Annotated in this window: 19 protein-coding genes; 4 read left to right on the top strand and 15 right to left on the bottom strand. The window is 62.7% G+C overall.

What is annotated here, in order from left to right; all coding sequences use genetic code 11:
• Window positions 1-359: 359 nt before the first annotated feature.
• The 12 genes from lipA to QM996_RS06015 form a co-directional block, all read right to left on the bottom strand.
• Window positions 360-1,328 carry a lipoyl synthase gene (gene lipA, locus QM996_RS06070; RefSeq protein WP_173516343.1) on the bottom strand — a complete coding sequence of 323 codons (969 nt, stop codon included), beginning with the start codon at window positions 1,326-1,328 and terminating at the stop codon, window positions 360-362.
• A gap of 131 nt (window positions 1,329-1,459) precedes the next feature.
• Entirely contained in the window at window positions 1,460-1,711 is a 252-nt protein-coding gene (locus tag QM996_RS06065) for a GlsB/YeaQ/YmgE family stress response membrane protein (RefSeq protein WP_500269684.1), read from the bottom strand.
• Window positions 1,712-1,788: 77 nt separating this feature from the next.
• Window positions 1,789-3,234: a dihydrolipoyl dehydrogenase gene (gene lpdA, locus QM996_RS06060; protein WP_500269683.1), complete on the bottom strand. Its 1,446-nt coding sequence runs from the start codon at window positions 3,232-3,234 to the stop codon at window positions 1,789-1,791.
• Window positions 3,235-3,252: 18 nt separating this feature from the next.
• Window positions 3,253-3,834: a GNAT family N-acetyltransferase gene (locus QM996_RS06055; protein WP_500269682.1), complete on the bottom strand. Its 582-nt coding sequence runs from the start codon at window positions 3,832-3,834 to the stop codon at window positions 3,253-3,255.
• A gap of 2 nt (window positions 3,835-3,836) precedes the next feature.
• Window positions 3,837-4,478, bottom strand: a complete 642-nt coding sequence (locus tag QM996_RS06050; protein ID WP_500269681.1) for an SGNH/GDSL hydrolase family protein — start codon at window positions 4,476-4,478, stop codon at window positions 3,837-3,839.
• A gap of 66 nt (window positions 4,479-4,544) precedes the next feature.
• Window positions 4,545-5,891 (bottom strand): pyruvate dehydrogenase complex E2/E3BP family protein, encoded by a 1,347-nt coding sequence (locus tag QM996_RS06045; RefSeq protein WP_500269680.1) that lies wholly within the window; start codon window positions 5,889-5,891, stop codon window positions 4,545-4,547.
• 15 nt (window positions 5,892-5,906) lie between these two features.
• The gene (locus QM996_RS06040; RefSeq protein ID WP_500269679.1) at window positions 5,907-7,280 is read right to left on the bottom strand and encodes a pyruvate dehydrogenase complex E1 component subunit beta; all 1,374 of its coding nucleotides are present in this window, start codon (window positions 7,278-7,280) and stop codon (window positions 5,907-5,909) included.
• Between the two features lie 17 nt (window positions 7,281-7,297).
• Window positions 7,298-8,344, bottom strand: coding sequence for a pyruvate dehydrogenase (acetyl-transferring) E1 component subunit alpha (gene pdhA / locus QM996_RS06035; protein WP_173516336.1), 1,047 nt, complete (start codon window positions 8,342-8,344; stop codon window positions 7,298-7,300).
• A gap of 136 nt (window positions 8,345-8,480) precedes the next feature.
• Window positions 8,481-8,801 (bottom strand): FtsB family cell division protein, encoded by a 321-nt coding sequence (locus QM996_RS06030; RefSeq protein ID WP_500269678.1) that lies wholly within the window; start codon window positions 8,799-8,801, stop codon window positions 8,481-8,483.
• A gap of 222 nt (window positions 8,802-9,023) precedes the next feature.
• On the bottom strand, window positions 9,024-10,298 hold the full coding sequence (gene eno, locus QM996_RS06025; RefSeq protein ID WP_483502263.1) for a phosphopyruvate hydratase: 1,275 nt from the start codon (window positions 10,296-10,298) through the stop codon (window positions 9,024-9,026).
• A gap of 137 nt (window positions 10,299-10,435) precedes the next feature.
• The gene (kdsA, locus tag QM996_RS06020) at window positions 10,436-11,278 is read right to left on the bottom strand and encodes a 3-deoxy-8-phosphooctulonate synthase (protein ID WP_500269677.1); all 843 of its coding nucleotides are present in this window, start codon (window positions 11,276-11,278) and stop codon (window positions 10,436-10,438) included.
• Window positions 11,278-12,168: a VOC family protein gene (locus tag QM996_RS06015; protein WP_500269676.1), complete on the bottom strand. Its 891-nt coding sequence runs from the start codon at window positions 12,166-12,168 to the stop codon at window positions 11,278-11,280. Before QM996_RS06015 ends, kdsA begins: the two co-directional genes overlap by 1 nt.
• Before the next feature lie 768 nt (window positions 12,169-12,936).
• Here QM996_RS06015 and QM996_RS06010 point away from each other — a divergent pair.
• The 4 genes from QM996_RS06010 to QM996_RS05995 are packed head-to-tail and all read left to right on the top strand — an operon-like array spanning window position 12,937 to window position 15,569.
• Window positions 12,937-13,584, top strand: coding sequence for a lysophospholipid acyltransferase family protein (locus QM996_RS06010; protein ID WP_500269675.1), 648 nt, complete (start codon window positions 12,937-12,939; stop codon window positions 13,582-13,584).
• Window positions 13,581-14,531, top strand: coding sequence for a phosphatidate cytidylyltransferase (locus QM996_RS06005; protein ID WP_500269674.1), 951 nt, complete (start codon window positions 13,581-13,583; stop codon window positions 14,529-14,531). The genes QM996_RS06010 and QM996_RS06005 overlap by 4 nt, the downstream gene beginning before the upstream one ends.
• Window positions 14,528-14,932, top strand: coding sequence for a hypothetical protein (locus QM996_RS06000; RefSeq protein ID WP_500269673.1), 405 nt, complete (start codon window positions 14,528-14,530; stop codon window positions 14,930-14,932). Before QM996_RS06005 ends, QM996_RS06000 begins: the two co-directional genes overlap by 4 nt.
• Window positions 14,916-15,569 (top strand): CDP-alcohol phosphatidyltransferase family protein, encoded by a 654-nt coding sequence (locus QM996_RS05995; protein ID WP_500269672.1) that lies wholly within the window; start codon window positions 14,916-14,918, stop codon window positions 15,567-15,569. Before QM996_RS06000 ends, QM996_RS05995 begins: the two co-directional genes overlap by 17 nt.
• 238 nt (window positions 15,570-15,807) lie before the next feature.
• Here the strand turns inward: QM996_RS05995 and pyrG are convergent, their stop codons facing one another.
• From pyrG to tpiA, 3 genes are all read right to left on the bottom strand, one after another.
• Window positions 15,808-17,445: a CTP synthase gene (gene pyrG, locus QM996_RS05990; protein ID WP_312033043.1), complete on the bottom strand. Its 1,638-nt coding sequence runs from the start codon at window positions 17,443-17,445 to the stop codon at window positions 15,808-15,810.
• 138 nt (window positions 17,446-17,583) lie between these two features.
• Window positions 17,584-18,060, bottom strand: a complete 477-nt coding sequence (gene secG / locus QM996_RS05985) for a preprotein translocase subunit SecG (RefSeq protein WP_500269671.1) — start codon at window positions 18,058-18,060, stop codon at window positions 17,584-17,586.
• Between the two features lie 131 nt (window positions 18,061-18,191).
• Window positions 18,192-18,962: a triose-phosphate isomerase gene (gene tpiA, locus QM996_RS05980; protein WP_500269670.1), complete on the bottom strand. Its 771-nt coding sequence runs from the start codon at window positions 18,960-18,962 to the stop codon at window positions 18,192-18,194.
• Window positions 18,963-19,019 lie beyond the last annotated feature (57 nt).

Here is a 19,019-nt window from a genome sequence, read left to right as displayed (position 1 = left end):
AAGCTTCCATCCCGGCAGCCAGAAGAACTCCCGGTCCATCGCCAGATGCGGCAGGTCGAGCCGCTCGGACAGTCGCCGGGAAAGCGTGCTCTTGCCGCTGCCGGAACAGCCGATCACCAGAATACGTTGCGCATTCCTGAGATGCGATGCTGCCTCTTCCCCGTTCACGTATCGCGGCATCGGCTCGTCTCCTCTGAAGACAGCCGTTAGGCGATCGAGCGGGTCGATGCAAGCCTGGCGCGAGCGTCCGAACGTCGCGCCATGGCGCGGGGAAGCGTTTCGGTAAAAACAAAAGCTCCCAAAACAAAAGCTCCGGCGCAAGCGCCGGAGCCGATCGTTCTCCAAACCCGCAGTCCGCCTTACTCGGCAGCCTGCAGCTTTTTCTCGCGCGCTGCCCTCAGACGGGCAAAGTCATCGCCGGCATGGTGCGACGAGCGCGTCAGCGGGCTCGAGGAGACCATGAGGAAACCCTTGGTATAGGCGACGGTCTCGTAGGACTTGAACTCCTCGGGGGTCACGAACTTCTCGACCTTGTGGTGCTTGCGCGTCGGCTGCAGGTACTGGCCGATCGTCAGGAAGTCGACATCGGCGGTGCGCAGGTCGTCCATCAGTTGCAGCACTTCGTTGCGCTCTTCGCCGAGGCCGACCATGATGCCGGACTTGGTGAACATCGTCGGATCCAGTTCCTTCACGCGCTGCAACAGGCGCACGGAGTGGAAATAGCGCGCACCCGGGCGGACCGTCAGATAGTTGCCCGGCACCGTTTCCATGTTGTGGTTGAAGACGTCGGGCTTGGCGGCGACGACGCGTTCCAGCGCACCCGGCTTCTTCAGGAAGTCCGGCGTCAAGATCTCGATGGTCGTCGTCGGCGAAGCCTCGCGGATCGCCCAGATGACCTTCTCGAAGTGCTCGGCGCCACCATCTTCCAGATCGTCGCGGTCGACGGAGGTGATGACGACGTGGCTGAGCCCCATCTGCTTGACGGCCTTGGCGATGTTTGCCGGCTCTTCAAGATCGAGCGCATTCGGCTTGCCGGTCGCGACGTTGCAGAAGGCGCAGGCACGGGTGCAGATCTCACCCATGATCATGAAGGTGGCGTGCTTCTTGTCCCAACATTCGCCGATGTTCGGGCAGCCGGCCTCTTCGCAGACCGTGACGAGCTTGTTGCTCTTCACGATCGAGCGCGTCTCCTGGTAGCCCTTCGACATCGGCGCCTTGACGCGGATCCAGTCCGGCTTGCGCATCACTTCCGTGTCGGGCTTATGCGCCTTTTCCGGGTGGCGGACGCGTTGCGCCCGGTCAGAGACGGCATCGAACACCGTTACCATACTGTCTTCCTCGTCGCGGCGGGACCGGCATCAGGCCGGGTGACCCATTTTCGCTCTATATAGACGGCCCGACGGCAAATGTCAGGCCGTCTTTACTTGATGCCCGACGGAAGCGCGGAAAGCCCGACAGACTATCGTTTGACGGCGCGACCAGCGGCAATCAACAGGCAGGCGCCGATGAAGCCGATGACCAGATAGGCGACCCAGCCGGCAAAAGCCATGCCGAAAGCCGCCAGGATGAAGTTCAGCACCACCGCGCCGATGATGCCGAGCAATATGTTCATGAACAGGCCCATGTCGCTGTGCATGAACTTCTCCGCGAGCCATCCGGCCAAACCGCCGATGATGATCGCAGCCAGAATACCGACGCCGTTCACGCTCATTTTGGTCTCCGTGCATTGAGAACGATGGCCGTCCTCAATGCCGAAGCCGCCACAAAAGTTCCGGCGCCGGACAACCCTTAGGCGTTGAGCGCGCGGCCGTAGGCGTCGAGCACGCTTTCCTTCATCGTCTCCGAAATGGTCGGATGCGGGAAGATCGTATGCATCAGGTCTTCTTCGGTCGTCTCGAGGTTCATCGCGACGACGAAGCCCTGGATGAGCTCGGTAACTTCGGCGCCAACCAGGTGAGCGCCGAGCAATTCGCCGGTCTTCTTGTCGAAGATGGTCTTGACCAGGCCCTGGTCCTCGCCGAGCGCGATCGCCTTGCCGTTGGCGACGAACGGAAAGCGGCCGACGCGGATCTCGCGGCCCAATTCCTTGGCCTTGGATTCGGTAAGGCCGACGGAAGCAACCTGCGGATGGCAATAGGTGCAGCCCGGGATCTTCAGCTTGTCCATCGGGTGGACGTTCGGCAGGCCGGCGATCTTCTCGACGCAGATCACGGCCTCGTGCTCGGCCTTGTGGGCGAGCATCGGCGGGCCGGCGACGTCGCCGATGGCGTAGATGCCCGGGACATTGGTCTTGCCGTAGCCATCGATGACGATGCAGCCGCGGTCCGTCTTCACGCCGAGCGCCTCGAGGCCGAGGTTCTCGATATTGCCCTGGACGCCGACGGCGGAGATCATGCGGTCGGCGGTGATCTTCTCGACCTTGCCGTCCTTCATCTCGACATGGGCGGTGATCGAGTTCGCCCCCTTCTCGACCTTCGTTACCTTGGCTTCAAGGTGGATCTTCATGCCCTGCTTCTCGAACTGCTTCTTGGCAATCGCCGAGATCTCGGCATCCTCAACCGGCATGACGGTCGACAAGACTTCGACAACCGTCACATCGACACCCATGGTGCGGTAGAAAGAGGCGAATTCGATGCCGATCGCGCCGGAGCCCATGACGATAAGCGACTTCGGCATTTCCTCGGGCTTCATCGCCTCGAAGTAAGTCCAGATCAGCTTGCCATCGGGCTCGATTCCCGGAAGCGCGCGCGGACGGGCACCGGTCGCGATGATGATGTGCTTGGCGGTGTAGGCCCCCTCGCCCTTTGTGTTCTTCGGCAGCGGCGCCTGCGGCTGGACGATCGGCTTCGTCGACTTGCCGACGACGATTTCGCCGGGTTTCGTCAGCTTCGCTTCGCCCCAGATCACGTCGACCTTGTTCTTCTTCATCAGGAAGCCGACGCCGCCGTTCATGCGCTCGGCAATACCGCGCGAGCGGGCGACGATCGCCTTGAGGTCCGGCGTCACCGTGCCTTCGATCTTGACGCCATAGGCGCCCGGATGCTGGGCGTAGTGCAGGACTTCGGCCGAACGCAGCAGCGCCTTGGTCGGGATGCAGCCCCAGTTGGAGCAGATGCCGGCCAGATGCTCGCGCTCGACGACCGCGGTCTTCAAACCAAGCTGTGCTGCGCGGATGGCGGCGATGTAGCCCCCCGGACCCGAACCGATGACGATGACGTCGTAATTCTCAGCCATATGTTTCCTGCCTTTGTCTCAAGCGACCTTGCGGGTGAACAGCACCCAGTCGTGTTTCTTGCTTTCGTCAAAGAGCGGAACCGCCTCGGCGCGCGCTGCCTCGCCGAAGCCGTTTGCTCTGTATAGTGCCTGGGCGCTCACGTTGTGGCTTTCGGTGATCAGGCTCACCGGCGCCGATCCGGCGCGTTCGAATTCCCTTGCCAGGAGCGCGCTACCGATCCCGCGGGCGCGCTGATGGCGATAGACACCGAGGCTTTCGATGAACCAGTGACCGACGATCTGCCTTTGCAGCACGAGCAAGGGTTCCAGCGCCGGGTGCTTGGCGACGATCTCCAGAACCTCCGGACCGATCGCATAGCCGACCGACAGACCGGCAACCTCGTCATCGGTTTCGGCAACCAGCGCGTCGCGCCAGTTTCCAGGCCCCGGCTCCTCGCGAAGCTTGTTGCGGCCGCGCTCGAAAGCCGTGTCCGTCACTCCATGGAGGACGGCGCCGTACCAGAGCCAGGAGGCAAAGCCGTGCGCGGCGATGTCGACGAGGATGGCGAGCTCGGCCGCCTCACGTCTTTCCGCCGGACGAATGGTGACGCCCCCCACCATCCTTAGACCCCAAGCATCATCCGCACGACCGGTTCGAGACCCCGGCCGATCGCACGCGTATTCTCCGCATCGAGATGCACGCCATCGAGCGGCGTCGTCACCGCCACCGAACCGGCATCGAAGAAGCCGCAATCAAGCTCGTCGGCCAGGTCGCGGTAGAGTGGCGCCAGCATGGCCGACTGTTCGATGCCGCCGGCAAACATGGCGGCAAATCCGGCATCGGCAGTTTCGCAGAGCGCCGGCGGCGCGACGATCAGGATCTCCGGGCCCTCCTCGCCCTCGACCGGCCAGTCATGCCGGCGCACGAGGTTGACGAGACGCTGAATGCCCTTCACGGCGCCGAAGGCGGTTCCGTGGATCACCGGCTTCATGTCGTTGGAGCCGAGAAGAAATATAATGAGATCGAGCGGCGCGTGGCTGTGCAGCACCGTCGGCAGCACTTTTGCACCATTGCGATCGCAATCGGCGAGATGATCGTCATAGGCGGTCGTGCGACCGTTCAACCCCTCGGCGATAACCTGGACGTCAGAACCGAGCGCCTTCTGCAGTACACTCGGCCAGCGATCGGCAAGCGGGTGGCGGCCTCCGTCCGTGGCATCATAGCCCCAGGTCAGACTGTCGCCATAGCAGAGAACTGTTTTCATCGTCCGGGTCCGCCTTCGACTGCGCGAATAGGAACGGACCGGCCCGAGGGCCGGTCCCTATCCAACTCAGACCAGCATGCCCATCGGGTTTTCGATGTAGCGCTTGAAGGCGGCGAGCAGTTCGGCGCCGAGCGCGCCATCGACGCAGCGATGGTCGGTCGAAAGCGTGACGGTCATGACGTTGGCGATGACCATCTGCTTGTTCTTGACCACGACACGCTCCTCGCCGGCACCGACCGCGAGGATCGTCGCATGCGGCGGGTTGACGACGGCGGCGAAGTTCTTGACGCCCATCATGCCCATGTTGGAGACCGCCGTGGTGCCGCCCTGGTATTCCTCGGGCTTCAGCTTGCGGTCCTTGGCGCGCTGGCCGAGGTCCTTCATCTCGTTGGAGATGGCCGACAGGCTCTTCAGTTCCGCCTGGCGCACGATCGGGGTGATCAGGCCGCCCGGGATCGACACGGCAACACCGACGTCGGCGTGCTTGTGCTTGACCATGTTGTTCTCGGTCCAGGAGACGTTCGCATTCGGAACGTCGCGCAGCGCCAGCGCCAGGGCCTTGATGACCATATCGTTGACGGAGAGCTTGTAGACCGGCTTGCCACCCTGTTCGGGAGCAGCGGCGTTGAGCTGGGCACGGAGTGCCAGCAGCGCGTCGAGCTCGCAGTCGACCGACACGTAGAAGTGCGGGATCGTCTGCTTGGATTCGACGAGGCGCTTGGCGATCGTCTTGCGCATGCCGTCATGCGGCACGAGCTCGTAGGAACCCGGCTCGAAGAGTTTGAGAACGGCGTCGTCCGACGGTCCCTTGGCAAGCGGTGCGGCCGCCGGAGCAGCGGCGCCGGCAGCCGGAGCGGCTGCGGGCTTCGCCGCGCCACCGGCAACGGCGGATTCAACGTCCTTCTTGACCACGCGGCCGTGCGGGCCGGTACCGGCGATTGCCGAAAGGTCGATGCCGGCATCCTTTGCCAGGCGACGTGCGAGCGGCGAAGAGAAGACGCGTGCCCCTCCCTCGGACTTCGCCGGCTGCGCGGCAACCGGGGCGGCTGCGGCTGGTGCAGGAGCGGCCGCCGGAGCGCTCGGCGCTGCCGGTGCGGGCACTTCCGCCTTGGCCGCGGGAGCCGGTGCGGCTGCACCGTTGCCACCCTTGGCAGCCGTCGCGACATCCTCGCCATCGGCGGCGAGAACGGCAATCAGCGCGTTGACCTTGACGCCTTCGGTACCGGCGGGAACGACGATCTTGGCAACGGTGCCTTCGTCGACGGCTTCGACTTCCATCGTCGCCTTGTCGGTCTCGATCTCGGCGATCACGTCACCGGACTTGACCTTATCGCCTTCCTTGACGAGCCACTTGGCCAGATTGCCTTCTTCCATCGTCGGAGAGAGGGCAGGCATTGTGATGTTGATAGGCATCGAAGGGCCCTCCCCTTATTTGTAGCAAACGGCTTTCACCGCATCGACGACTTCGGCAACGTTCGGAAGCGCCAGCTTCTCGAGGTTCGCGGCATAAGGCATCGGCACGTCCTTGCCGGCGATCGTCAGGATCGGGGCGTCAAGGTAATCGAATGCCTGCTGCATGACGCGGGTGGCGATTTCGGTGCCGACGGAAGACTGCGGATAGCCTTCCTCGACGGTGACGAGACGCCCGGTCTTCTTGACGGATTCGATGACCGTCGGCAGGTCCATCGGACGGATGGTGCGCAGGTCGATCAGTTCGACGTCGATGCCCTGGGCTTCGAGCTCGGCAACCGCCTTGACGGCATAGGTCATGCCGATGCCGAAGGAGACGATCGTCGCGTCCTTGCCCTGCTTGTGGATGCGGGCCTTGCCGATCGGCAGAACGAAGTCGTCGAGCTTCGGCACTTCGAAGGAGTGACCGTAGAGGATTTCGTTTTCGAGGAAGATGACCGGGTTCGGATCGCGGATCGCCGCCTTCAGCAGACCCTTGGCGTCGGCTGCCGTGTAGGGCATGACGACCTTGAGGCCCGGGATATGGCTGTACCAGGCGGCGTAGCACTGCGAGTGCTGGGCGGCCACGCGGGCAGCGGCACCGCTCGGGCCGCGGAAGACGATCGGGGCGCCCATCTGGCCACCGGACATGTAGAGCGTCTTGGCCGCGGAGTTGATGATCTGGTCGATCGCCTGCATGGCGAAGTTGAAGGTCATGAACTCGACGATCGGACGCAGACCGGTCATGGCAGCACCGACGCCGACGCCGGCAAAGCCGTGCTCGGTGATCGGGGTATCGATGACGCGGCGGGAACCGAATTCCTGCAGCAACCCTTGCGTGATCTTGTAGGCGCCCTGATATTCGGCGACTTCTTCGCCCATGACGAAAACATCATCGCTGGCGCGCATTTCTTCGGCCATGGCGTCCCGAAGCGCTTCGCGGACGGTCATCGTGACCATTTCGGTGCCGGCCGGGATTGCCGGGTCGGCGGCAACTTCAACCTTCGGCTGGGCTGCCACCGGAGCCGGCGCGGATGCGGCCGGCGCCTCGGCAGCTGCCGCCTTCGGCGCCTCGGCCTTCGGAGCAATGGCGATATCGCCTGCCGCTTCACCGTCCTGCAGCAGCACGGCGATCGGCGTGTTGACCTTGACGCCTTCGGTGCCGGCGGCGATCAGCAGCTTGCCGATCGTGCCTTCGTCGACGGCTTCGACTTCCATCGTCGCCTTGTCGGTCTCGATTTCGGCGATGACGTCACCGGAGGACACCTTGTCCCCCTCGTTCTTCAGCCATTTCGAGAGCGTGCCTTCCTCCATCGTCGGGGAAAGGGCGGGCATAAGAATTTCTACTGGCATGTTTGTCCCTCCCCGGATCAAAGCAGGATGTCGGTGTAGAGCTCGGATGCATCCGGCTCCGGATCGGCCTGGGCGAAATCGGCGCTATCGGCAACGATATCGCGGACTTCCTTGTCGATCTGCTTGAGCTCGTCTTCGCTCGCCCAGCCCTTTTCCATGAGACGGGCCTTCACCTGCTCGATCGGGTCATGCTCCGAGCGCATCTTCTGCACTTCATCCTTCGAGCGATACTTCGCCGGGTCGGACATCGAGTGGCCGCGATAGCGGTAGGTCAGCATCTCCAGAATGATCGGGCCCTTGCCCGCGCGGCAATGGGCGACAGCCTCGTCAGCCGCAGCCTTGACGGCGCGCACGTCCATGCCATCCACCTGGAAGCCCGGAATGTTGAAGGAAACGCCGCGCTGCGAGAAGTCGGTCTGCGCCGAGGCGCGGGAAACGGCGGTGCCCATGGCGTAACGGTTGTTCTCGATTACGTAGATCACCGGCAGCTTCCAGAGCTGCGCCATGTTGAAGCTCTCGTAGACCTGGCCCTGGTTGGCCGCGCCGTCACCGAAGTAGGCAACGGAAACATTGTCGTTGCCGCGGTAGCGGTTGGCGAAAGCGAGACCGGTGCCGAGCGACACCTGGGCGCCAACGATGCCGTGGCCGCCGTAGAAGTGCTTTTCCTTGGAGAACATGTGCATCGAGCCGCCCTTCCCCTTGGAAAGACCGCCGCGACGACCGGTGAGTTCGGCCATCACGCCGCGGGCGCTCATGCCGCAGGCCAGCATGTGGCCGTGATCACGGTAACCGGTGATGACCTGGTCGCCTTCCTTCAGCGCCGCCTGCATGCCGACGACGACAGCTTCCTGGCCGATATAGAGGTGACAGAAGCCGCCGATGAAGCCCATGCCGTAGAGCTGACCGGCTTTTTCCTCGAAACGCCGGATCAGCAGCATCTCGCGGTAGGCATTGAGATCTTCTTCCTTGGAGAATTCGGCGAAGGTGCCGCCGTTGAAATCTTTCTTGGCCGGCTTTGCGGCACTCTTGCGGCTGGAAACGGACGCGGATTTTCGCGGAGCCATTCGTTCCTCCCAATGGTTAGCCTTTTGCGGTTACCATAGGGAAAGAAAGCAGTCACAGCAATGCCATATTTGCATGGCTCGCATTCCACACAACTTATTGAATTTACTTTACAAATCACAATTAACTGAATTCAGGTTAATTTGCGGTGCGGTGAAAAATAACGATCTCGTCGCTTCGCGACATGTTCAGCGCGAGGCGAGCTTTTTCATCCAGCATGTCCCGTTCCAGCGACCCGTCACTCATCAGCTGAACCTCTTTTTCAAGGATCATTCGCCGCTTCGTGAGCTCATCCAGCCGCGCCTGCCGCTCGACGATCTGGCGATCGAATTGCTCGGTCGCCTTCAGGCCATAGCCGCCGTGGATGGAATGATAGCCGAAGTAAGAGAGAAAGGCGACCGCGATCAGCGGCATCACCAGCCGACCCAGTTTCCGTTTCTTATGATGCCGTGTCCACATCCGTTCACGCCCTGATACGCAATACGGAAATCAGATTAGCGGCGATTGATTAACCGACCGTTGACCATGAATGGCAGGAAAACAGAAACCCGCCCACGAGGAACGTGAGCGGGTTCGTTTGTTAGCTGCTGCATTGCGCGTCCGACAGGACGCGCGGCTTTAGTAAGTTAGAGCGGGATGCGGGCGGAAAACCGCGCACACTTTCCTCGTCCCGCTCTGGGATCAGCCGCGCAGGATCGAGCGGCCGGCGTATTTGGCCTGCAGGCCGAGCTGCTCTTCAATGCGGATCAGCTGGTTGTACTTGGCGAGCCGGTCCGAACGGGCGAGCGAGCCGGTCTTGATCTGGCCGCAGTTGGTGGCAACCGCGAGATCGGCGATCGTCGCGTCTTCGGTTTCGCCCGAGCGGTGCGACATGACGGCGGTGTAGCGCGCCTTGTGCGCCGTCTCGACGGCATCGAGCGTCTCCGAGAGCGAGCCGATCTGATTGACCTTGACGAGGATCGAGTTGGCGACGCCCATCTTGATGCCGTCGCGCAGGCGCGCCGAATTGGTGACGAACAGGTCGTCGCCGACGAGCTGAACCTTCGAGCCGATCTTGTCGGTCACGGCCTTCCAGCCGTCCCAGTCGTCTTCCGCCATGCCGTCTTCGATCGAGAAGATCGGGTACTTGGCAGCGAGCTCCGCCAGGTATTCGGCCATGGCGCCCGGCTCCAGCGTGCGGCCCTCACCTTCGAGCACGTACTTGCCGTCCTTGAAGAACTCGGTTGCGGCGCAATCAAGCGCGATAAACATGTCTTCGCCCGGCTTGTAGCCGGCCTTCTCGATCGACTTCATGATGAAGTCGAGCGCCGCCGGAGCAGAGGCGAGACCCGGGGCAAAGCCGCCTTCGTCGCCGACATTGGTGTTGTGGCCGTCGGCTGCAAGCTGCTTCTTCAGCGTGTGGAACACTTCCGAACCCATGCGGACCGCATCGCGCATCGTGTCGGCGCCAACGGGAACGATCATGAATTCCTGGAAGTCGATCGGATTGTCGGCATGGGCGCCGCCGTTGATGATGTTCATCATCGGAACCGGAAGCACGTGGGCGTTCGGACCGCCGACGTAGCGGTAGAGCGGCAGGCCGGCAGCTTCGGCCGCGGCCTTGGCGACGGCCAGCGAAACGCCGAGGATGGCGTTGGCACCGAGGCGCGACTTGTTCGACGTGCCGTCGAGCTCGATCATGGTCTTGTCGATCTGGATCTGGTTCTCGGCATCCAGGCCGCCGATCGCTTCGAAGATCTCGCCGTTGACGGCTTCGACCGCGCGCTCGACGCCCTTGCCGAGGTAACGCGTACCACCATCACGCAGTTCGACAGCCTCATGCGCACCGGTCGAGGCGCCCGACGGGACCGCCGCACGGCCGAAGCTTCCGTCTTCCAGGTACACGTCGACCTCGACGGTCGGGTTGCCGCGGCTGTCCAGAATTTCTCGGCCGATGATGTCGATGATTGCAGTCATGATCTCTTCCCTGTTGAGGACGGTGGGTGGTCGGGGCCTGTCATACGCCAAGGCCTCGAAATTACAATGGCGCGCAAGATGCAAAACCGTTCGCGCCATTGCGGTTCATGAAAATTTCACGAAGCGTCGCTGATGGCTCAATCCTTGGCGATCGCATCGAAGGCGAGCAGCTTTTCGAGCAGCCGCGGCATGTCTTTCAGGTGCACCATGTTCGGGCCGTCCGACGGTGCGTTGTCCGGGTCTTCGTGCGTCTCGACGAAGACGCCGGCGACACCCACGGCCACGGCCGCACGGGCCAGCGTCTCGACGAATTCACGCTGGCCGCCCGAAGAACCGCCCTGCCCGCCCGGCTGCTGCACCGAGTGGGTCGCATCGAAGACGACGGGCGCACCGAGCGAAGCCATGATCGGCAGCGAGCGCATGTCGGAGACCAGCGTGTTGTAGCCGAAGGAGGCGCCGCGCTCGCAGAGCAGCACGTTCGGATTGCCGCTGTCGGTGAACTTAGCCAGCACGTTCTTCATGTCCCAGGGCGCCAGGAACTGGCCCTTCTTGACGTTGATCGTGCGGCCGGTCTTGGCGGCCGCGACCAGAAGGTCGGTCTGGCGCGACAGGAAGGCCGGGATCTGCAGGACGTCGATCGTCGGGGCGACCAGAGCGCACTGCTCCTCGGTGTGCACGTCGGTCAGCACCGGGAAACCGAATTCCTTCTTGAGATCGGCGAAGATCTCCATCGCCTTGTCGAGGCCTATGCCGCGCTTGCCGGAGAGCGACGTGCGGTTCGCCTTGTCGAAGGAAGACTTGTAGACGAGGCCGATACCGAGCTTCTTGCAAAGTTCAGAGAGCGCACCCGCGATCATGAAGGCGTGTTCGCGGCTCTCCATCTGGCAGGGGCCGGCGATCAGCGACAGCTTCTCGGTTTGCGCGAAGGCGACCTGGTGGGCGCCGTTGCCGACAACTACTCTGGCATTGGTTTTCATCATCAAGCTCCAAAAGCGAAGATCACCCCTTGCCCCGGTATTTCGGGGACAATGAGGCGTCCGCCCATTTCTGCAAATTCGATATCGTTCTCCGCGAAGAGGGTGCGTGTCGCCTCGAGGTCGGCGACGCGGAAAACGACAGCGCGACCACGCAGGCCGCGCTCGGCACCCCGCACCGAACGGCCGAAGAAGGCTTCCATACCGGCGGCGTTCAGCACCGAAATCTTGGCGTTGGTGGCCGACACATCCATGCCGAAGGAATGGGCCGCGACCTCGCGTTCGTCGACCGCCTCCTGCAGGAGGTACTGGAAATCGGTCGGGTTGGATTCCGACAGAACCACTTCGGTTATGCCGATCACGCCGTTTTCATGCTGCTCCAGTGCAGCCCGATCAGTGGGCAGCGCCCGGACACGCTGACAGTTGAAGAGGAAGAAATCCGGCGAGCGCAGATCGGCCGCGAAGGCAAGGCGGAAGGAACCCAGTCCCTCACGGCCATCCGGCAGCTTCATCGGCCGGGAAAACTCCAGCATGTCGCCGCCGGAAATGCCGCGCGCGCGAAAACGGATGTGATCGCTCGCGGCATCCTCGGTGCCGAAGACCAGCGCCGAGAGACCTTCTGGCCCCTGGCGGAAACGGAAGGCCTGATCGCGCGCGACAAAGGCATTACCATCGAGTGCAGCGGCTTCGCATTCTTCGCGGGAAGCAACGGCCAGCGGCTCGAGGTAGGTGCCGTCGGAAAAGAACACGCAGGCATTCTCGGTGCCGAAAGGATGGCGCGCGTCGTCGGCGACGGTAAAACCGAGATCAGACAGGCGACGCCGTGCCTGGGTAAGCGTATCCACCGGCAGCACGAGGTGATCGAGCGGGCGGGTGGTGCGCTTGGAGAGGCTCATGGCGTTTTCCCTGATGGTTCGCCGCTGTTTGCAACTTTTGGCCGGCGAATGCAAGCCGCGTCGCGGCCATGGAGCCGATTGGTCGCCGGCGCCCGAACACGGGCCACAAACAGAAACGCTCCGCGCCGGGCCGCGCCCGCCGCAGAGTTACCTTTGCCAGCAAGTGCCGGACGGCCTCAGTAGTAGCCCGGAGCCGCCGTGGAGTTGGCCGTATTTCCCGCCCCGAGACCGGGTGCGAAGGTTTGGGGCTGCGCGTAGGTCGTATTGGTGGAGGACGTGGAGGCACAGCCCGCAAGCCCCGCCACGATCGCCAACGGCACGAATAACAAAGTGATGAAGCGCATGCGTATTGCCCCTTTCCAGTTTCGCTGACGAACAGAAAAGAATGAAACCGACGATTTGGCGAGTACGTAACAGTAACGCGACGTAACAAGGGGCGATGATCCACGTGCAGCTTACCCGGGAACGCAACCGCGGGTCACAGCAGCCACATGGCATCGCATCATATTGCGATCCATCCCCGCCCGCTGATGGCGAATATCCAAAGCGCCCGGCACGTCATCATCCTGCGTGTGATTTCGACCGCTTGAGAAGCGGACACAATCGCGTAATGTTGTTCGATGCAGCCTGGAGTTACGCCGGGCGGCAGGCTGAGGGGCAGCGCTTGATCTTTTTGTTGCAAGGCATGAAACGCATCCGGGCGCGGCCGATAGGCTGCGCGAGGCGCGTCGCGACGCCGACCTGGTTCCCACTTGGATATGAACCGACATGATCCGCGATTTGACGGCCAAGCTGGCCTCCATCGCCATCATGATGTTTGCGCGCGCGCTGACTGCGGCGCGCGCCATCTGGCATGAGACCGGTCTCCCGCCGAAGCAGAGCATCTATTTCGCCAATCATTCCAGCCACGGCGACTTTGTGCTGATCTGGGCGGTGTTGCCGCCCTGGCTTCGGGAACGCGCGCGGCCGGTTGCCGGCGCGGAATACTGGCTGAAATCGAAGCTGTCGGCCTTCATCGGCCGCGACGTCTTCGATGCGGTGCTGATCGAGCGCGACCCGGCGGCCCGCACCCAGGATCCGGTCGAGCGAATGACGGCCGTTCTGAACGACGGCTCGTCGCTGATTCTCTTTCCCGAGGGAACGCGCAATCAGACCGAGGCACGGCTGCTGCCCTTCAAAAGCGGGCTCTATCACCTCGCCTGCAGGCGGCCGGATGTGGCATTGGTTCCTGTCTGGATCAACAATCTCAACCGCGTCATGCCGAAGGGGGAGTTCGTGCCGATCCCGCTCATCTGTACCGTAACCTTCGGCGAACCGATGCATCTCAAGGCGCAGGAGACGAAGGATGAGTTCATCGCCCGCGCCGAGGCCGCCATGCTCGCGCTCGCACCTTCATCGACGGAAGACGACGCATGAGCGCCGCAACCTTGGACATGCTCAAACTGCTTCTCGGCGTCGGCGGCATTCTCGTCCTGGCGTCGAGCATCGGCTACGTCCTGAAGCAAAAGCTCTCGCCGGATGGGTCGAACGGCGCAATCGAGAACCTCAACGCCCGCATCAAGGCATGGTGGGCGATGGTGGTGCTGATCGCCATCGCCTTCGTTGCCGGCCGGGTCGGCGTGCTCCTGCTTTTCGCCTTCTGCTCTTTCGCGGCGCTGCGCGAATTCATCACGCTCATCAATACCCGCCGCGGCGACCACTGGGCGATTGCTGCCGCTTTCTTCGTTGTTCTGCCGATCAACTACGTCCTGCTCTGGGCCGAGCAATACGGCATCTACTCGATCTTCGTGCCGGTCTATGCCTTTCTGCTGATGCCGATCATTGCCGTCATGCGCGGCGACACGCGCGATTTCCTGCTCAGGATCGCGGAGGTGCAATGGGCGCTGATGATCTGCGTCTTTTGTGCCTCGCACGTGCCAGCACTCCTGACGCTGCAGATCCCGGATTACGAAGGGCGCAACGTCCTTCTCATCGCCTTCCTGGTCATCGTCGTTCAGTCCAGCGACGTGCTGCAATATGTCTGGGGCAAGCTCTTCGGGCGAACCAAGATTGCACCGACCCTTTCGCCCTCGAAGACGGTCGAGGGCTTTATCGGCGGGGTCGCAAGCGCCACCCTGATCGGCGCGTCGCTCTGGTGGATCACGCCGTTCACGCCGTCCCAAGCCGCGTTGATGTCGCTGCTCATCACCCTGATGGGCTTCTTCGGCGGGCTCGTGATGTCGGCGATCAAGCGCGACCGCGGCGTCAAGGACTGGGGCCATCTGATCGAGGGCCATGGCGGGCTGATCGACCGGCTGGATTCCGTCGTCTTCTCCGCACCGATCTTCTTCCATCTGACGCGTTACTGGTGGTCACTGACATGACCGCGAAACTGAGAGGACTGGCGGGCAACGGCGTGGTGCACGTGGCATTCGCCTTTTTTGCCATGGGCGGCTGGGCACTTTTCGCCAATCGCCATCATCCGATACCCAAGCCGCTTCTTGCCGCGATCGTGCAAGGTACGCTCTCGGCGCTTCTGACGCTCTACCTCAAGACAGCAATCGACGCGCTTTCCAGGCGGTTCCGCGGAACAAAACGTTTGTTCCTGCCACCACTCCTCGCCTGCCTCGGTTCGTCGGCAATGCTTGCCGCGATCCACTCGGCCAGCGGCACGCCGGAGATCCTGAGGACGATCGCCCTGCCGCTCGCGGTGTCGACCACCTATGCCGCCATCTACAACTATTCCATCAGCCGAGGAGAGCCTGGGCATGACCGAGACCGGTGACCGCAGGCCGCTCGCAAGCCGCAACACCCGCTGGGCGCAGGCGATCGCGCGGCGCCTGGCGTCGAATGTCACGCCCAACCGGATCTCGCAGGCAAGCATGCTGGCCGCAGCCTTTGCCGGGCTTGCCTTCTGGCTGACGGGCGAAACTCAGGATGGGATGAGGGTCGCGCTGTTCGTCGCCGCCGCCCTCTTCTGCCAGTTGCGCCTGCTCTGCAATCTCTTCGACGGCATGGTCGCCGTCGAGGGCGGCAAGGGCGAGGCCGACGGGCCGTTCTGGAACGAATTTCCCGACCGGATCGCGGATATTTTCATCTTCGTCGGCGCCGGATATGGCATCGGTTTGCCTGCGCTCGGCTTTGCCGCAGCCGCCTTCGCCGTGCTGACGGCCTATGTGCGCGAACTCGGCCGCGCCAATGGCGCGCCGAGCGACTTCTCCGGCCCGATGGCCAAGCAGCATCGCATGGCGACCATGACGGCCGCTGCTCTCCTATCGTCCCTTGAAGGGCTTTGGCTTGGTGACGGCGAAATCCTCTGGGCAGCGCTGCTGCTGGTGTCGATCGGGGCGGCGCTGACCGCTCTCTTGCGCGCCCGGCGCCAGATCGCCCGGCTCCGGCAGAACGCCACCCACAAAGGCTGACCGCTTCCCCATCGCCGCCACTGATCGACGCCCGCGCGACAAACCCGCGGACGCCGCCCTAATGTTTCGCCGCTCAATTATTAAATGGTTACGGCGTGGCGCTTCTGCTCGGAATCCTTCTCGTCAGCACCATTGCCTTCGCCCCTACTGCCGTGAACGCGCAGACCGCTCCGGACACCGGCGCATATGAAAAAGGCCGGTCTCGCGACCGGCCCTTCATGGTTCCTGCAATCCCGACTTAGACGAGGCGGGACTGTTCCAGTGCCGCTTCGACGAAGCTCGCAAACAGCGGATGCGGGTCGAGCGGGCGCGACTTCAATTCCGGGTGGTACTGGACGCCTATGAACCACGGATGATCCGGATATTCGACCGTTTCCGGCAGGACGCCGTCCGGCGACATGCCGGAGAAAACGAGGCCACAGGACTCGAGGCGATCCTTGTAGTCGACGTTGACTTCGTAGCGGTGGCGGTGGCGCTCTGAAATGTCGGTCGAACCATAGATCTCGGCGATCTTTGTATTGCCCTTGAGCGACGCGCGATAGGCGCCGAGACGCATCGTGCCGCCGAGATCGCCGGAGGCGGAACGCTTCTCGAGTTCGTTACCTTTCACCCATTCGGTCATCAGGCCGACGACCGGCTCCTTGGTCGGACCGAACTCCGTGGACGAAGCCTTCTCGATGCCGGCGAGATTGCGGGCCGCTTCCACGACCGCCATCTGCATGCCGAAGCAGATGCCGAAATAGGGCACCTTGCGCTCGCGGGCAAAGCGCGCCGCGTTGATCTTGCCCTCGGAGCCACGCTCGCCGAAACCGCCGGGAACGAGGATGCCATGCACCTTTTCGAGATAGGGTGCGGGATCTTCCTTCTCGAAGACTTCCGACTCGATCCACTCGAGTTTGACCTTCACCCGGTTGGCGATACCGCCGTGGTAAAGCGCTTCGATCAGCGACTTGTAGGCATCCTTGAGGCCCGTATACTTGCCGACGATCGCGATCGTCACTTCGCCTTCCGGCGTGCGGATCCGGTCGGCAACGCGTTCCCAGGCTTCCATGCGCGGCTTCGGCGCCGGCTCGATACCGAAGGCGGCGAGCACTTCGTTGTCGAGGCCTTCCTTGTGGTAGGCGATCGGAACGTCATAGATCGAGGCAACGTCGAGCGCCTGGATAACGGCCGACTGGCGGACGTTGCAGAACAGCGAAAGCTTGCGACGCTCGGCTTCCGGAATTTCGCGGTCGGCGCGAACGAGCAGGATATCGGGATGAATGCCGAGCGCCTGCAGTTCCTTGACCGAATGCTGCGTTGGCTTGGTCTTGAGCTCGCCGGCTGCCGGAATATAGGGCATCAGTGTCAGATGGACGTAAACTGCGGTGCCGCGCGGCAGGTCGTTGCCGAGCTGGCGGATCGCCTCCATGAACGGCATCGCTTCGATGTCGCCGACCGTGCCGCCGATTTCACAGAGCACGAAGTCGTAGTCGTCATTGCCTTCGGTGACGAAGTTCTTGATTTCATTGGTGACGTGCGGGATCACCTGAACCGTCGCGCCGAGATAGTCGCCGCGCCGTTCCTTGTCGATGATGTTCTTGTAGATCCGGCCCGTGGTGATGTTGTCGGTTTTTGTCGCCGAACGCCCCGTGAAGCGTTCATAGTGGCCGAGATCGAGATCGGTCTCCGCGCCATCGTCGGTTACGAAAACCTCGCCGTGCTGGGTCGGGCTCATGGTGCCCGGATCAACGTTGAGGTAGGGGTCGAGCTTGCGCAGTCTCACCCGGTAGCCACGCGCCTGCAGCAGTGCTCCGAGAGCCGCTGCAGCGATGCCTTTTCCGAGGGAGGAAACCACGCCGCCAGTGATGAATACATATCGCGCCATGGGAGTCACCGGATACCTTTTCACAAATGATTCCGCCACCGAAAAATTCATGTTCCAGAACTTTTCGCCTTGGGATGGAGGCAGATTTCACACAAAACAAAACCGGCGGATGAAACATCCGCCGGCGGGTTCTTTAGAATTGCGACCTTATTGGCCGCTGGGAACTTGCGATCCCGAATTGTTGTTGGCGGGCGTCTCGGTCGTTGCGCCGCCTGCCGGAGCTTGGCCCGACGTTGCCGGTGCCGTCGAGGGGACACCGTTGCCCGTTGCCGGGGCAGTTGCCGGCTGCTGCTGCGTCGCACCACCGGCGGGAGCCTGGGTATTGCCGCCGCCGAGCGAATTGAGAACGCCGCCACCGTTGGAGCTGGTGCCCGGGATACGATCGAGGATGTCGGTCGCCTGCGGCTGGTAGCGAGCAAGGATACCCATGGCAAGCGCCAGAACGAAGAACATGGCCGCGAGGATTGCGGTCGTGCGGGTCAGCGCATTGGCCGTGCCGCGCGCGGACATGAAGCCCGAGCCGCCGCCGATGCCGAGACCACCGCCTTCGGAACGCTGGATGAGAACGACGCCGATCAGGGCGACGACGACCATGAGATAGATGACGAGTAGTACGGTCTGCATCAGCTTCCAGTCCTGCCCTTTGGGCACACGAATCAAACCATGCGCAAACTCGGCATGGCCGGGCGCAATTTTCGCGCCTCTTTATACCATGCCGTGCGCCATTCCAAGCCCCTGCCCGGCGATGCGCGCGATCAGGCCGTCAATTCTTCATAAGCCCGGTAGATGGCGAGGAAGTCTTCCGCTTTCAAGCTCGCGCCGCCGATCAGGGCACCGTCGACATTGGCGACGCCCATCAGCTCCTTGGCATTGGACGGCTTGACCGAACCGCCATAGAGGATGCGCATCCTGGCTCCGGCGTTGCCGAAGCGCGAAACGAGTTCCTTGCGCATGAAGGCATGCGCCTCCTCGACATCGGCCGCCGTCGGGGTCAGGCCGGTACCGATCGCCCAGACGGGTTCGTAGGCGATGACGGTGTTTTCGGCGGTCGCCGCATCCGGCAGGCTCTCGGCGAGTTGGCGCTTCAGAACATCGAGCGTCTTGCCAGACTTGCGCTCATCGCCGGTCTCGCCGATGCAGACGATCGCCACGAGCTCGGCGGCATGCGCCGCTTCGGTCTTCGCGCGAACCAGCGCATCGCTTTCGGCGTGGTCGGTGCGGCGCTCGGAATGACCGACGATAACGTGGGTGCCGAAGCAATCGGCGATCATTTCGGCGGAAACGTCGCCGGTGTGGGCACCCGACTGCTTCTGATGGCAATCCTGCGCGCCGATCATCAGCGGGCTGTCGTCGCAGAGCGCCGTTGCCACATAGAGCAGGGTTGCCGGCGGGCAGATCAGCGTTTCGACCTTGGCGGAGAGCTCGCCCTTGACCCCTTCGGCCATCGTCTTGATCTGATCGAGCGAGGCGCGGGTTCCGTTCATCTTCCAATTGCCGGCGACGAGCGGGCGGATATCGGGCGTCATGCAATTTCCTCCGGATCTTATGCTTTTCTCCGGAAGCGGCCTAGCAAATGCGGCAGG

Source organism: Sinorhizobium chiapasense (genome assembly GCF_045277575.1).
Taxonomy (GTDB): domain Bacteria; phylum Pseudomonadota; class Alphaproteobacteria; order Rhizobiales; family Rhizobiaceae; genus Ensifer; species Ensifer chiapasense_A.
Note: the sequence above shows the minus strand (reverse complement) of the source record. Positions and strands in the feature narration are given on the sequence as shown.

Coding starts and splice junctions, on each gene's coding strand:
- QM996_RS06045 (WP_500269680.1), bottom strand. CDS start 5,891: ATGCCTATCAACATCACAATGCCTGCCCTCTCTCCGACGATGGAAGAA.
- QM996_RS06040 (WP_500269679.1), bottom strand. CDS start 7,280: ATGCCAGTAGAAATTCTTATGCCCGCCCTTTCCCCGACGATGGAGGAA.
- QM996_RS06015 (WP_500269676.1), bottom strand. CDS start 12,168: ATGAGCCTCTCCAAGCGCACCACCCGCCCGCTCGATCACCTCGTGCTG.
- QM996_RS06050 (WP_500269681.1), bottom strand. CDS start 4,478: ATGAAAACAGTTCTCTGCTATGGCGACAGTCTGACCTGGGGCTATGAT.
- kdsA (WP_500269677.1), bottom strand. CDS start 11,278: ATGATGAAAACCAATGCCAGAGTAGTTGTCGGCAACGGCGCCCACCAG.
- QM996_RS06010 (WP_500269675.1), top strand. CDS start 12,937: ATGATCCGCGATTTGACGGCCAAGCTGGCCTCCATCGCCATCATGATG.
- secG (WP_500269671.1), bottom strand. CDS start 18,060: ATGCAGACCGTACTACTCGTCATCTATCTCATGGTCGTCGTCGCCCTG.
- QM996_RS06005 (WP_500269674.1), top strand. CDS start 13,581: ATGAGCGCCGCAACCTTGGACATGCTCAAACTGCTTCTCGGCGTCGGC.
- QM996_RS05995 (WP_500269672.1), top strand. CDS start 14,916: ATGACCGAGACCGGTGACCGCAGGCCGCTCGCAAGCCGCAACACCCGC.
- QM996_RS06000 (WP_500269673.1), top strand. CDS start 14,528: ATGACCGCGAAACTGAGAGGACTGGCGGGCAACGGCGTGGTGCACGTG.
- lipA (WP_173516343.1), bottom strand. CDS start 1,328: ATGGTAACGGTGTTCGATGCCGTCTCTGACCGGGCGCAACGCGTCCGC.
- QM996_RS06065 (WP_500269684.1), bottom strand. CDS start 1,711: ATGAGCGTGAACGGCGTCGGTATTCTGGCTGCGATCATCATCGGCGGT.
- lpdA (WP_500269683.1), bottom strand. CDS start 3,234: ATGGCTGAGAATTACGACGTCATCGTCATCGGTTCGGGTCCGGGGGGC.
- QM996_RS06055 (WP_500269682.1), bottom strand. CDS start 3,834: ATGGTGGGGGGCGTCACCATTCGTCCGGCGGAAAGACGTGAGGCGGCC.
- pdhA (WP_173516336.1), bottom strand. CDS start 8,344: ATGGCTCCGCGAAAATCCGCGTCCGTTTCCAGCCGCAAGAGTGCCGCA.
- tpiA (WP_500269670.1), bottom strand. CDS start 18,962: ATGACGCCCGATATCCGCCCGCTCGTCGCCGGCAATTGGAAGATGAAC.
- QM996_RS06030 (WP_500269678.1), bottom strand. CDS start 8,801: ATGTGGACACGGCATCATAAGAAACGGAAACTGGGTCGGCTGGTGATG.
- eno (WP_483502263.1), bottom strand. CDS start 10,298: ATGACTGCAATCATCGACATCATCGGCCGAGAAATTCTGGACAGCCGC.